Raw genomic sequence first — 13,038 nt, forward strand, 5'->3', positions numbered from 1 at the left:
GTGCCACTTTCCGCAACGATTGCGCCAGGGATTTTTGTGACGCTCGAGCAGCGGACCGGGACGCCGTCAGTTGCCGAACACCAGCGGCAGCGCCGCAGCGGCGACGATCAAGGTGAAGCCGCTCAGCAGGTCCGAGCGAATCCGGATCAGGTGTGCCATGGCCCGTCCGAGCCGCAGCCCGACCAGCGACATCACCGCCGTCATGGCACCGAAGGCGGCGGCCGAAAGCCACGGCGAAAGCCCCAGCATCCCGAGGCTCGCGCCGGCGATCAGGTTGTCCAGGCTCAGCGTCAACGGGATGCCGAACAGCGCCCACGGGTGGTCCAACTCGTCCGGTTCGGGTTTGCGGAGGGCCGAGATGACGAGGTAGAGACCGTAACCGCCGAGCGCGGCCGCGCCGATCACTTCGGCGACGTCTCCGATGGACTCCCCTATCCCGCGACCGATCAACAGCCCGACCAGGGGCATGACCGCGTCCCAGAGTCCGAAGGTCAATGCGACCTGCACCGCGCGCTTCAGACCGAAGGGGACGGTGCCGAGCGCGATCGACACCCGGAAATTGTCGAGGCTGAGCACGAAGCCCAGCACCAGCATTTCCCAGATCATGGCGACGTCGCCGCCCGATGACGACCGACGCCGGCAGCAACGATGTCATCCAGGCTGCCAACTGCCATGATCAATATCATATCTCAGACAGCCCTCCAACCAAACTCGTGAGCCACGTGCGGGACTCGCCGCATCACGGTCGTTCGCTCCTCAAATACACCTCCGCATCGACGGAAACACCGATGCCGACCGAACCGGCCGTCCCGACGATGAAATGGTGGAATGTCGCCCCCGCAGTATTCAGTCAGAAGCGCGGATCGGAGATTCGCCTCTTGGCCGAGGGGTGACCCTCGGGGAATGAAACGGGGCGATGCCGCCCACACGGGTCGGGCTCACGGCCGACAGCCCGCCAGGGTGCCGCTCCGACCGCGTGGCCGCCGATGAGTTTCCGGCGGTCGTGCGGTCTACCCCTCGACGAAGGGAGCGCACCATGCGCAAGATCATCGTTTGCACGTTTCTGACACTGGACGGCGTCATGCAGGCGCCGGGTGGTCCGGACGAGGACGCCGAGGGCGGCTTCGAGCACGGCGGCTGGCAGAAGCCGGTGAGCGACGACGGGGTCGGCACGGCCATCGCCGGCTGGTACGAGCACTCCGACGCGATGCTGCTCGGCCGCAGGACGTACGACATCTTCGCGTCGTACTGGCCGACCGCCGATCCGGCCAACCCGTTCACCGAGCGGATGAACAGCATGGACAAGTACGTGGCCTCGCGGACCCTGACGTCCGTCGAGTGGCAGAACTCCACCCTGCTGGAGGGCGACGTCGTCCATGCCGTGCGGGAGCTGAAGACGACCGACGGCGGCGACATCAACGTCGTGGGCAGCGGTGACTTCGCCCAGACCCTCATGCGGCACGACCTCGTCGACGAGTACCGGCTGACCATCCATCCGGTGATCCTCGGCACGGGCAAACGGCTGTTCGCCGACGGGGCGATCCCCACCGCGCTGGAGCCGGTCACCGTCTCGACGACGAAGGGCGGCACGATCGTCGGCGTCTACCGGCCGAACGGCAGGCCCACCTACGACAGCTACTGAGCGGCACAGCTGCTGCGCGGCTTCGTCCGGATCACCGGGCGGACCACAGGTGTCTGCGATTGGGCCTGCGCGGGAACCCGGCCACGGACGGCCGGGGTGTCACGACGCCGAGATCCCCACCGGTCACGGACACAGGCGGCGGAATCCCGGGCGTTGCCGGCCTGCCGACAGCCCACGCGGGAGCGACCATGAGACTTTCCTTCCTCGAGCCTCTCTACAAGCAGGCCGGTCCCTTCGCGTCCGTCTATCTGGACACGTCCCGCGACGCCGCCGTCGAGGACCCCGACGCCGCCATACAGCTGCGCTGGCGGCACCTTCGGGACGCCCTGGCGTCCGAGGGGGCGGACCAGGGCTCCCTCACCGCGGTGGCGGGCACCGTGGGCAACGACACGGACGTCCCCGGCACACACGGCCAGGCGGTGTTCACCGCTCACGGACGACTGGCTCTGCTGGACGAGCTGCCCACCCCGCCGGCACGGGACATCGCGCACTTCGGGACCCTGCCGGACACGATGCCCCTGGTCGTCCAGCGCGCGCCCGGGATCCCGTACCTGGCGGTGCATGTGCATTACGGCGGCCGACACTCCACGGACGCCACCGGTGCCGTACGGATCGAAGCCGAGGCGGGCAGGTGGCCGCAGACCAAGGTCGTGCCGAGCCACCGTCTGGACGAGGAGATCCCGGTGACCGACTGGATGCGTGCCGCCGGGGAGGTCGGCCGGGAGCTGGAGGGCCATGCGCGGAGCATCGACGTCGAGGCGGTGGTCGTCGCGGGAGACATCTGGGCCCGGGGCATCCTTGTCCGTCGGCTCCCGGCCGGCCTGCGCGGACAGGTCGTCACGGTCGAAGGCGCCGGTGAGTCGCAGCCGGGACGGGCGCTGCTGGAGCGGAAGCTCGACGAACTCTTCAGCGGACGCATGGCCGCACACGACCGGGCCCTGCTGGGCGCCTTCCTGGCCGAGCGGGCCCGCGACGGAGCAGCGGCCGAAGGCCTTGCGGCCGCCGTGTCGGCGCTGCAACGCGGCGGGGTCAAGGCCCTGTTCCTCAACGATCACTCCGGGTCACCGTTCCGCCTGTGGACCGGTCCGGAACCCAGCCAACTCGCCCTCACCGAACAGGAACTGCGCTCCTACGGCATACGGGAGCCGCGCGCGGAACAAGCCGACGCAGCCCTGGTCCGGGCCCTTGTCGGCACAAAGGGCGAACTGGTTCTGGTGCCCGAGCGGGAGCTGAGGCCGGCCGAGGGAGTGGGAGTACTGCTGCGCTACGCCGACCCCGCATCGCGAGCGTGAACGGACTTCCGGAAAGCCACAGCACGCCGGTTCCCGGCGGTGCTCAACGACGTGCCCACAACTGGTCGGGGTGCGGAGCGGTGGCGCCCCTGCCGGCCCGCACGGCTTCCACGACCGCCTGGTGCAGGCGGCGGCTGTCGCGCTGAGACGGGCAGGGCACCGGGCTTCCGGCCAGGGTGAACCACTCGGCGGTGCCGCTGTACCGGATCTTCACATCGGCCTGCTTGCCGTCCCAGGTGGTCTGCACGGTCAGTTCCCCGGTGACGATCCCGGCCCCGTCGGTCCGGGCTCCTCCCCGGCCCGCGAACACGCCTGTCGTCGTCCATGTCGTCTGAACCATGACCTTCCGCCTCCCTCTACCGATACGGGTGTCTCCCGCTGCTCGTGCCGCGACCGACGACGTTCGCCCCGTCGCGACGCCCTGCACGTTCCCCCACTGCCTGAAGGGCGTGGGCGGTGCCTCCACTCGCCGCGCCGGCCGAAAGCCGGAGTACGCCCCGTACAAGGGCTTCCGGCCGGCACTCCCCCAGCCTCCGGCCGGGGGGACCCCCAGAGCACGCACCGGACGCCGCTCCTTGGCGGGCAAACGGTGCGTGCCGCAGCACTGGGCGGACGCCTCTGGATGCCCCGGAGCGGAATCCACCTCCGTGAAGCCTCTGGCTTCATGGTGACCCGGCCGCCTGCGACAAGGTCCGTGCCGCAGGTCCCGGCGCCGGGGGCCGACCGGCCCCCAGTCTCACTCGGGCAGCACCAAGCTGCACGTCTCTCCCGGCTGGACACAGACGGCTCGGTCGGGCAGGCGGACGTCGATCGGCGAGCGGTCGGACGGTGGCACGGTGATCTCGAGCCGACCGCGCTCCAGGCGCAGCCGTACGCCCCAGTGGCCCCGGTAGCGCAGGGAGAACCCGTAGGAGGACAGCTCCGGCATCGGGGCGGGATCGAGCCAGAGCGCGCTCTCGCGGGTCTCCAGGCCGGGCAGTCCGCGCTGCACCAGGTCGAGGGTGCCGGCCATGGCGCCCAGGTGGATGCCCTCGCCGGTGGTGCCGCCCTGAAGGTCGGCCACATCGCCCCACAGTGCTTCCTGGACGAAGGACCACGCCTCGGCGCGACGGGCCCGGGTCAGGACCCAGCCGTGCACCAGCCTGCTGAGGGTGGAGCCGTGACTGGTCCGCTCCATGTAGTAGCCGACGGTGTGCTGCCAGGTCTCCTCGTCGAGGTGGTGGCCCAGCCGGCGGAAGAGCGACCAAAGTTCGGACGGGGAGAACAGGTAGCCGAGCATCAGCACGTCCGCCTGCTTGGACGCCTTGTAGCGATTGGCGGTGTCGCCCTCGGCCTCCAGGATCCGGTCCAGACGGCGGATGTCGCCGTAGCGCCTGCGGTAGCCGGCCCAGTCGAGCTCTTCCAGATCGGCGTATCCGGCGAACTGGCTGATGACTCCGTCGTGGATGGGCACGTACAGCGTGTGGGAGACCTCCTCCCACCGCTCCAGTTCGCCGCCGTCGATGCCGGTGCGCTCCATGAGCTCGCGTCGGCGGGGTTCGGGCAGGCTGCTGAGGGTGTCCAGGGAGCGGGTGAGCGTCCAGGCGGCGGTGACGTTGGTGTAGGTGTTGTCGTCGAGGCCGGGCCGGTCGGCGCCCGGGTAGGCGTCGTGGTACTCGTCCGGGCCCATGACACCCCGGATGCGGTGCCGTCCCAGGTGCGCGTCCCAGGTGGCCGAGTCCGCCCAGAAACGGGCGATCTGCACCAGCATCTCGGCGCCCTGGGTGTGCAGGAACTCGGTGTCGCCGGTGGCCTCGCAGTACTGCCACACGTTGTAGGCGACGGCCGACCCGACGTGCCGCTGAAGGCGGGAGTTGTCCACAAGCCAGCGCCCGGAACGGGGGTTGAGGTGCAGCCGCTGGGTCTCCTCCCGGCCGTCGCTGCCGCTCTGCCACGGATACATCGCCCCGCGCCGGCCCACCGCGCGCGCCGCCGTGCACGCCGGCCCCAGACGCCGGTGCCGGTACAGCAGCAGGGCGCGGGACACCTCGGGCAGGTGCAGGTTCAGATAGGGCAGCACGAACAGCTCGTCCCAGAAGACATGCCCGCGGTACGCCTCGCCGTGCAGGCCTCGCGCGGGCACGCCGACATCCAGATCGGCGGTGTGCGGGGACAGGGTCTGCAGCACGTGGAAGAGGTGCAGGCGCAGAATCAGCCCTGGCTCCCCCGGGACCTCGATGCCGGCCCGGTGCCACACCCCGTCCCACGCCGCTCGGTGCGTGTGCAGCAGTTCGTCGAAGTCCGGCGCGGTGCACGCCCGGTCGGTCGCGGCCCACAACGGGTCGCCGATGGCCGGGTCGTGAGAGGTGTGCAGTGCGGCTGTCTTGTCGACGGTGACGGGACGGCCGGGCACCAGGCGCAGCCCCACCCGCTGGATCGCGCGGGGATGCTCGTGCCGGGTGTGCACGGCAGCACCGTCGTCGGTGGTCACACGGGTGGCCAGGGCGATGCCGATGTCGGAGGTACGGGTCCGGCAGCGCAGCCACACTGTGCCCGGCACGGCGGTCCCGGTGTCCACGTGGGTGAGGTGACGGCCGTCCAGGTCCCGGTAACGGGTCACGCCGGCGTTGGTCACACCCCCGTCGATCGCCGCCTCCACCTCGAGCTCCACCGGTCCGCCCTCGGCGGTGAACCGGGTGCGCAGGGCGGCCAGGTGCGGGTCGCCCATGTGCACGATCCGCTGCTGGTCCACGGTCAGCGCCCGCCCGTCGCCCAGGCCGTAGCGGGTGCGGCGTTCCAGCAGGCCGGAGTCGAGGTGCAGGACCTGCCGGTGGCCGAGCACGGGCGCCGCGTCCGGGCTGAGCCAGGAGGTCCCGGCCGGGCGGAAGCGCAGCGGCAGCCAGTTGGGGAGGTTGACCAGGTCCTCGTTCTCCACCTGGCGGCCGGCGACGTGGGAGACGAGCCGGTTGTAGCAGCCGGCCACATAGGTGCCCGGATAGTGGATCTTGTCCGCATCGCACTCCGGCAGGGCGCCGCGGGTGGCGAAGCAGCCGTTGCCCAGCGTGCACAGCGCCTCCCGCAGGCGCTCCTGCGTCGGGTCGTAACCCTCGTACTCCCACACCGTCGCGGCCGTCACCGCCGTCACCGCCGTCACCGAACTGTCACACCGGGTGCGGTACCACCGCTACCGGGCACTGCGCGTGATGCAGCAGCGCGTGGGCTGTCCGGCCCAGCTGGAGCCCGAAGTACCCCGTCCTGCGCCGCGCTCCGACGATCACCAGATCGGCGGCGGCGGAACGGTCCACCAGCACCTTGTGCGCCGGTCCCTCGACCGTCGCAGCACGCACCCGAACCGCCGGAGCGCCGGCCGTCGCATCGCGCAGCAGTTCGTCCAGGAAGGCGGCGGCCTGCGCCTCATACCTGCGACCGGAGTCCTCGTTCACCGCCAGGGAACCGGCCCTCTCGTCCCTGGGACGGCGCCAGGCCCGCACGACGTCGAGGACGCAGCCCCGCACCTCGGCCTCGCGGAACGCGAACCGCACCGCCTCTCCGGTGGCCTCGGACTCGCCGGCACCGAGCAGGATCCGCTCGTGCGTGCCGGCCAGACCTGCGGTGTCGCCGCGGACCACGACGACCGGGCAGTGCGCCCGGGCCGCCACGGCCAGGCCGACCGAACCCAGAAGCAGTCCTTTCAGCTCGCCGCGCCCCCGTGAGCCCGTCACCAGGACAGAGGCGTCGTCGCCTGCTGCGAGCAGGGCGGAGACCGGGTCCTCGGGGACGATGGCCGCGGACACCTTCACATCCGGATTGCGCCGCTGAGCCCGCTCCGTCGCCGAACCGACCACATGCTCGGCCATCACCTGCTCCGAGGACCGCTGCGTACCCACCGACGGGACAGCGCCCTCGTAACGCTCCCAGAGGGAGGCGTAGACCAGCGCCAGCGGCAGGCCGCGCCGGGCGGCCTCGTCCACCGCCCAGTCGACCGCCGTGAGGCTCGGGCCGGATCCGTCCACACCTACGACCAGGGGCAACTCCATCCCTGCCACCGCCTCTCACCGGAATGCCACCTTGTGCGGCAAAAACGTTCCCTTGTCACCGTCGCACCGGACGTACTCCGGTGCGAGGGCGGATCGGCCCCCCTTCGGGACATTCGACCCGATCCGGGTACGCAGGGAACACGCCTGCAGCCATGGCGCCCCGCCTCACCGGGGGCGTGGTGATCCAGCCGCTCGCCCGACGCGGCACGGAGCTGTTCGCCGGAGTCGTCCAGGACGAGGTCTTCGGTCCCCTCGTGGTCTTCGGGCTCGGCGGCACGGCCACCGAACTCCTCGCCGACCACGCCGGCCGGCTCGCCCCGCTCACCGACCGGGATGTGCGCGAGCCGCTCACCTCGCCTCGCTGCTCCCCGCTGCTCTTCGGCTACGCCGGCACCCCGGCCGTCGACCTCACCGGCCTGGAGCAGCTGCTGCACCGCCTCTCCCGGATGGCCTGCGACCTGCCACAACTCGCCGAGGCGGACCTCAACCCCGTACTGGCCGGATCAGACGGCATCACCGTGCTCGAACGTGCGCATTCGGCTCCTCCCGCGCCAGGCCCACGACCCCTACCTGCGCCGCCTGCGCTGACCGGCCCGGCGGTCCGGCCGAGGAGCGACGGCGGAGGGGTGCCACACGGAACCGAAAGACCCTCCACCGGGACCGGGCGGCCTGTGGCCTCCCCCTCCGGGCGTGCACAGGCTGAAGGTGCGCCGGTTCTCCTCTGTCCGGACAGCCTCCGGTGATCACTGCGGCATGGGGCTGATCGGCCCTCTGTTTCCGTCCAGGACGGGTCCGGTCGGCCCTCGCACGTCACCTGTCCGGCCCATGTGCTCTTCCCCCACCCCTGGCACCGTCGCTGGTACGCGGAAGAGGAGGTGGAGGCGATGAGGGGCAACAGGCACACCGGCCGGCGGCTGTGGCGGTGGCACAGCAACCCACTGCGCCGCCACGAGGATGTCGTCGAGGCCTGGATCGTCCTGGTGATGTGGGTGCTGATCCTGGTAGGCGGAGCGATCGTGTGGACGGTCACGGCGCGAGCCGCGGACGAGGAGTTCGGCTGGCAGCGTACCGACCGGCATGAGGTGTCGGCTGTGCTCCTCACCGACGCTCCCCGGAGCACCGCGCCCGGCACCGACACCTACCGAACGCAGGCGAAGGTCCGCTGGACCGCTACCGACGGCACCGCGCACACCGCACGGACCCTGGTGCCCGCCGGTCTGCGCGCCGGAACGCCGGTCATCGTCTGGCAGGACGGCCGGGGTGCGCTGACCACCGAGCCGACCGGGCCGACCGAGGCACGCGCCGAGGCCGTCCTCTTCGGCGCAGGAGCCGCCCTCGCCTTCTCCGGACTCACCTTCGCCACGGGGGCGCTGGCACGGTGGTGGCTCGACCAGCGCCGCTACGACCAGTGGGGCGCGGAGTGGGACACCGTCGGCCCGCGCTGGGACCAGAAGACCGGCTGACGCGACCCGAGACGCGTGCCGCAGCGGACACCGGGCACGTCCCGACCCGGTCCTGCGGCGCAGGTGGGCAACGGCCCTTGCGGCAGGGCGCAGCGTCACGGGCACACATCAGGGGGCGGCACATGCGCTGCGAGAAGCGCGCGGACGAGGGGCGTCGCCCGCCCGGAACCTGCGTGACAGCAGGTGTCAGAGGCACGGATCCCGCGCACCGTGGGAAGCACCAGGGACACCTTCGTACGGAAGTGATCACAATGGAAGCCAAGCGTTGGACCGTCCAGATCTACATCACCGAGGAAGGCGACGAGACGCACGCACGCGCCGTACTCACCACCCGCGACAGCTCGGCGGTCACGGGACGTGGCGTGGCCCGGCGCAACCCGATCGACCGGCCGGTACCGGAGATCGGTGACGAGCTGGCCGCCAGCCGGGCCCTGGAGGACCTCGCCATCCGGCTGCGCGACGTGGCCGCCGACGACATCGTCGACATGGCGGGACCCGTGTGCTCGTGACGGCACCGCTCCGAAGAGGTGGCTCCGGCGCACCGTTCCATGGTCGCGCCACCCGCACACATGCCGGTGGCGCGACCCTGTGTCCGGGCAGAGGTCCGATACGGAGAGAGGTCCGATACGGACAGAGTCCTCGCACCCTCGGGTAAGCCGCGCGAGGGCGGTTCGGCCCCCTCCGCGGGCCCCGCGGACGGCCGTCCCGGGCCGCGTCCCGCCCGCCGGGCGAAGCGCGTGTTCTTGGCGCCCATCAGGGCCGAATGGCCCTGGTGGCGCGGCAAGCGATGTGGTGTCCTGAAGGTGACGGGAAGGACGAACGAGGAAGGCGCGGAGGAACGGCAGCAACCGCGCACCGCGCAATCAGGATCCGCGAGAAGTGGATGGTTCTTCCCGTCGACTCGTGCTCGGACCGCCGCATCCCCCGGCGAGCGGTCCGAGCGTCGTTCTGTGCGGGACCTGTCGCCCGATGCATGCTGCATCGCGTCACAATCAGTTGTCACCTAGTGCTTGGTCACAACAACGGAAGCTCGCCGGGTCCCCGCCGAGTGCAGTGCGGCCCCTCCGGCCATGATGTGGCCGAAGTACGGCGGTGGGCTACCGGGGGCACCGCGTTACTCCGGTCTCCGTGGACCGATCGGCCCTACCCTTCCGGGCCGGACCGGCCGAGCCTGGAAGGGCCGGGTGCAAGCGGGCAGCGGCCCGCGTTTCGATCGGATCCCAGCAGGTGAGCGCGATGTCTGAGGCAACCATCACGGACCTGTACGAGGTGACCATGGCGTTGTCGTATCTGCGTGAGGGCATGGACAGGCCGGCCACGTTCAGCCTCTTCGTCCGTGACCTGCCGGCCGAGCGCGGCTTCCTGGTGAGCGCCGGGGTGGAGCCCGCTCTGGACTTCCTGGGCGGATTTCACATCACCTCCGCTGACGTACGTGACTTCGCCGACGCCCTCGGCCGTCCGCCCGAGGACCTTTCGGCCCTGCGCGGTCTGCGATTCTCGGGAGAGGTGCGCGCCGTTCCCGAGGGACGCACGGTGTTCTCGGGTGAACCTCTGCTGGAGGTCACCGCGCCGATCGCGCAGGCGCAACTGGTGGAGACATACCTGCTCAATCAGGTCAGCCATCAGACGAGCGTCGCCTCCAAGGCCGCCCGTTGTGTCCTGGCCGCGGCCGGTCACCCGGTGATCGACTTCTCCTTGCGTCGTACCCACGGTGTCTCGGCCGGGCTGCACGCCGCCAGAGTCGGGGCCATCGCGGGGTTCGCCGGCACCAGCGACGTCGCCGCAGCGGTCCGGTGGGGACTGCGCGCGTCCGGCACCATGGCGCACTCCTACATCGAGGCGTTCCCGGACGAGGAGAGCGCCTTCCGCGCCTTCGCCCGCGCCCATCCGGGCCCGGTCACTTTTCTCGTGGACACCTACGACACGATCCGGGGCGTGCGGACGGCGGTTCGCGTTCTGCGGGACATCGACCGCGGGCCCGGCTGTGCCGTCCGCCTCGACAGCGGCGACCTCGGGGAGCTGTCCCGCCGCACTCGGCAGGTCCTGGACGCCGCCGGACTGCCAGAGGTGCGCATCGTCGCCAGTGGCGGTCTGGACGAGTACGGCGTGGACGACCTGGTGCGTTCCGGGGCACCCATCGACGTCTACGCGGTCGGTACACGTGTGGGCACCTCGGCGGACGCCCCGTACCTCGATTCCGCCTACAAACTGGTGGAGTACGACGGGCGCCCGGTGATGAAACTGTCCTCGGCCAAGATCACGGCACCCGGCCGCAAGCAGATCCACCGCCGTGCCGGCCGACCCGACCTCGTCGCGCTGTACGACGAGCCGTCACCCGACGGCGCAGAACCTCTGTTGCGCACCGTGATGCGCGACGGCTGCCGCACCGGCCCGCCCGACACCCTGGCCGGGGCACACGCACGTCTGCTCGGCGACCTGGCCGCGCTACCCGAGCCTGCCCTCCGTGTCCGCGCCCCGGTTCCTCCCGTACCGGAGTTGTCTCCCCGTCTGCTGCGCACGACCGCTGCTCTCCGTGAACGGCTCGCCGCACGCGACGGCGCTGCTGCCCCGATGGCCCGGACCGGCCGCTGACCCACCACCGGAACGCCCCGGCTGGCAGGCCGCCGCCCGGCCTGGCAGCGTGGGCGGTGAAGCCGGACGCTTGAACGGAGGCGGGCATGGCACCCTCTGAACCGCGCCCCCGGGTGGTCGTCGGTGTGGACGGGTCGCCGTCGTCGTACACGGCACTGCGCTGGGCGGCTCGGTACGCCCGACTCGTGGGCGGTGCCGTGGAGGCGGTGCACGCCTGGAGCATGCCGACCGGACTCGACTGGAGCGGGCTGGTGATCGACCCCAACTTCGACGTGAACCAGGCCCGAGAGCGGTTCGCTCAGGAGTTGCGTGCCGTCTTCGCGGACCAGCCTCCCGCCGGCCTGCGGGAACACCTCGTCGAGGGCGACCCGTCGGAGGTGCTGATCGGGCTCTCGCGGGGAGCCGACGTTCTCGTCGTCGGCAGCCGTGGCCGCGGCGGCTTCGCCAGAGCGATGCTGGGCTCGGTCAGCCAGCGCTGCGCACAGCACGCGGCCTGCCCGGTCGTCGTGGTCCGGCAGGACCGCAAGGCGTGATCGACAAGGTGCGCGGAGCCGGGCCCCATGGGACCCGGCGGCAGGGACCGACGACGCACTTCTCTGCACGGTGGTCCCATGCCGCCGCACACCTGCGGGGGCCATGCTGGAGGGGTGGCCGACCTGCCGTCGGCACCGGTGGATCGGTCCGAGTACCGGAGGAGAGAACCATGCAACACCGAACGGTTGACGACCTGATGACCCATGGCGTCGTCCAGGTACGGCGGGAGACTCCGTTCAAGGAGATCGTCCGGACCCTGGCCGACAACGACGTGACGGCCGTACCCGTCGTCGACGACCTCGGCCACCCGGTCGGGGTGGTGTCGGAGGGGGACCTGCTGCGCACGGTGGCCGGCAGGCCCGACCCGGCCGGACTGCTGCCGCCGCCGCACGGGGACGGGCTGGACGCGGCATTTGAGGGCGCCACGGCCGAGGAGCTCATGACCGCTCCCGCGGTGTGCGCCCGTCCGGAGTGGAGCGTCGTCGAAGCCGCGCGCACGATGGACGCCGACAGACTCAAGCGGCTGCCCGTGGTCGACGAGACGGGCGTCCTGGTGGGCATCGTCAGCCGCGGTGACCTCCTGCGGATCTTCCTGCGCCGCGACGAGGCGATCCGTGAGGAGATCTCCCGCGACGTCTTCGCCCGGACCCTTCACCTCGCCCCGGCCGACCTGACGGTCACCGTGACGGACGGCCGGGTCGCGCTCAACGGCACCGTTCAGAACGAAAGCCTCGTCCCGGTGGTCGAGCAGCTGTGTCTCGGAGTGGACGGGGTGGTCTCTGTCTCCACGGACATCACCTCCGCTGCCGACGGACCGAGCGACCCCTCGGGCCGACGGTGACCCACCGCACGCGCTCTCGTGCCGGGTGCTGTACCGAGTGCCGTGCCACGGTCGGTGCCGGGGATGGAGGCGCGGGTGGAACGGGGATCGCCGCTCCCCAGGCGCTCCCCGACCCCCGGCGTGCCGACGAACGCCGGCACCGCGACGCGTTTCATGCGGCAGTGCCGGGCGCTTCCGGCCCGGCACTGCCCATGAGTCGACGGCAGGCGGATTACTGGTTGGGGCCGAATCCGCAGGTGGTCCGGTGGACGGAGCGGTAGGCCGCGACGATGCCGGCGATGTAACCGCGGTTGTACTCGGCCGACTTCCCGGCCACTCCCGAGCGTCCGCGAGCGTCGCCCCGCACGCAGTCGCGGGCGTACTTCAGCCCCTGCGCGTATCCGTCCTTGTAGCCCTGGTCGTAGGACGTCTGAGTGGGAGTGAGGGCCGTCGTGACGGCCGCGGGGGCGGACGGTGCGGCGAACGCCTGCGATCCCGTGGACAGCGGGAGAAGCATCGCCGCGGCAGCCAGCGGGGTTGCCAGGAGGACGGTGAGTCGCTTGGTGTACATGGGTTTCCCTCCGTAGGGGGACACGGTGCACGCGCGAGCTGCGGAGAACGGCAGGGCGCGTGGTCGCTTGCACGAGACCGGCCCTTGTGGCTGGGCGCACGGTCGGTC

The 13,038-nt window shown here is 71.2% G+C and carries 13 protein-coding genes and 1 pseudogene; 9 read left to right on the forward strand and 5 right to left on the reverse strand.

The features are described 5' to 3' along the window. Positions 1-66 precede the first annotated feature (66 nt). Positions 67-594 (reverse strand): manganese efflux pump MntP, encoded by a 528-nt coding sequence (locus ACWDUZ_RS01545; RefSeq protein ID WP_451629710.1) that lies wholly within the window; start codon positions 592-594, stop codon positions 67-69. 29 nt (positions 595-623) lie between these two features. Between ACWDUZ_RS01545 and ACWDUZ_RS01550 the strand changes: the two genes are divergently transcribed. From ACWDUZ_RS01550 to ACWDUZ_RS01560, 3 genes are all read left to right on the forward strand, one after another. Then, on the forward strand, positions 624-893 hold the full coding sequence (locus ACWDUZ_RS01550; protein WP_451629711.1) for a hypothetical protein: 270 nt from the start codon (positions 624-626) through the stop codon (positions 891-893). 143 nt (positions 894-1,036) lie between these two features. Further along, a complete protein-coding gene (locus ACWDUZ_RS01555) occupies positions 1,037-1,642 on the forward strand; it encodes a dihydrofolate reductase family protein (protein WP_451629712.1) in 606 nt (201 codons plus the stop codon). A gap of 188 nt (positions 1,643-1,830) precedes the next feature. After that, a complete protein-coding gene (locus ACWDUZ_RS01560) occupies positions 1,831-2,934 on the forward strand; it encodes a baeRF2 domain-containing protein (protein WP_451629713.1) in 1,104 nt (367 codons plus the stop codon). Positions 2,935-2,977: 43 nt separating this feature from the next. On the opposite strand, the gene ACWDUZ_RS01565 is transcribed toward ACWDUZ_RS01560, so the two are convergent. The 3 genes from ACWDUZ_RS01565 to ACWDUZ_RS01575 all read right to left on the reverse strand — a co-directional run bounded on the left by ACWDUZ_RS01565 (position 2,978) and on the right by ACWDUZ_RS01575 (position 6,950). After that, positions 2,978-3,274, reverse strand: a complete 297-nt coding sequence (locus ACWDUZ_RS01565; RefSeq protein WP_451629714.1) for a hypothetical protein — start codon at positions 3,272-3,274, stop codon at positions 2,978-2,980. Between the two features lie 396 nt (positions 3,275-3,670). Next, complete coding sequence (locus ACWDUZ_RS01570; protein WP_451629715.1) at positions 3,671-6,058, reverse strand: glycoside hydrolase family 65 protein; 2,388 nt, start codon at positions 6,056-6,058, stop codon at positions 3,671-3,673. A 16-nt stretch (positions 6,059-6,074) separates the two neighbouring features. Continuing rightward, a complete protein-coding gene (locus tag ACWDUZ_RS01575; protein WP_451629716.1) occupies positions 6,075-6,950 on the reverse strand; it encodes a universal stress protein in 876 nt (291 codons plus the stop codon). A 164-nt stretch (positions 6,951-7,114) separates the two neighbouring features. On the opposite strand from ACWDUZ_RS01575, the pseudogene ACWDUZ_RS01580 reads away from it, so the two are divergent. The 6 genes and pseudogenes from ACWDUZ_RS01580 to ACWDUZ_RS01605 form a co-directional block, all read left to right on the forward strand. Continuing rightward, positions 7,115-7,538, forward strand: a pseudogene (locus ACWDUZ_RS01580) (acetate--CoA ligase family protein); the annotation flags it as partial. 296 nt (positions 7,539-7,834) lie between these two features. Beyond that, positions 7,835-8,413, forward strand: coding sequence for an Rv1733c family protein (locus ACWDUZ_RS01585; RefSeq protein WP_451629717.1), 579 nt, complete (start codon positions 7,835-7,837; stop codon positions 8,411-8,413). Between the two features lie 251 nt (positions 8,414-8,664). Then, positions 8,665-8,922, forward strand: a complete 258-nt coding sequence (locus ACWDUZ_RS01590) for a DUF1876 domain-containing protein (protein WP_451629718.1) — start codon at positions 8,665-8,667, stop codon at positions 8,920-8,922. A 718-nt stretch (positions 8,923-9,640) separates the two neighbouring features. Next, positions 9,641-11,005: a nicotinate phosphoribosyltransferase gene (locus ACWDUZ_RS01595; RefSeq protein WP_451629719.1), complete on the forward strand. Its 1,365-nt coding sequence runs from the start codon at positions 9,641-9,643 to the stop codon at positions 11,003-11,005. Positions 11,006-11,091: 86 nt separating this feature from the next. Further along, positions 11,092-11,538: a universal stress protein gene (locus ACWDUZ_RS01600; protein ID WP_451629720.1), complete on the forward strand. Its 447-nt coding sequence runs from the start codon at positions 11,092-11,094 to the stop codon at positions 11,536-11,538. Positions 11,539-11,708: 170 nt separating this feature from the next. Further along, positions 11,709-12,380: a CBS domain-containing protein gene (locus ACWDUZ_RS01605; protein ID WP_451629721.1), complete on the forward strand. Its 672-nt coding sequence runs from the start codon at positions 11,709-11,711 to the stop codon at positions 12,378-12,380. Between the two features lie 211 nt (positions 12,381-12,591). Here ACWDUZ_RS01605 and ACWDUZ_RS01610 read toward each other — a convergent pair whose 3' ends face one another. Next, on the reverse strand, positions 12,592-12,930 hold the full coding sequence (locus ACWDUZ_RS01610) for a hypothetical protein (RefSeq protein ID WP_451629722.1): 339 nt from the start codon (positions 12,928-12,930) through the stop codon (positions 12,592-12,594). Positions 12,931-13,038 lie beyond the last annotated feature (108 nt).

This window comes from Streptomyces sp. NPDC003393 (assembly GCF_053589015.1).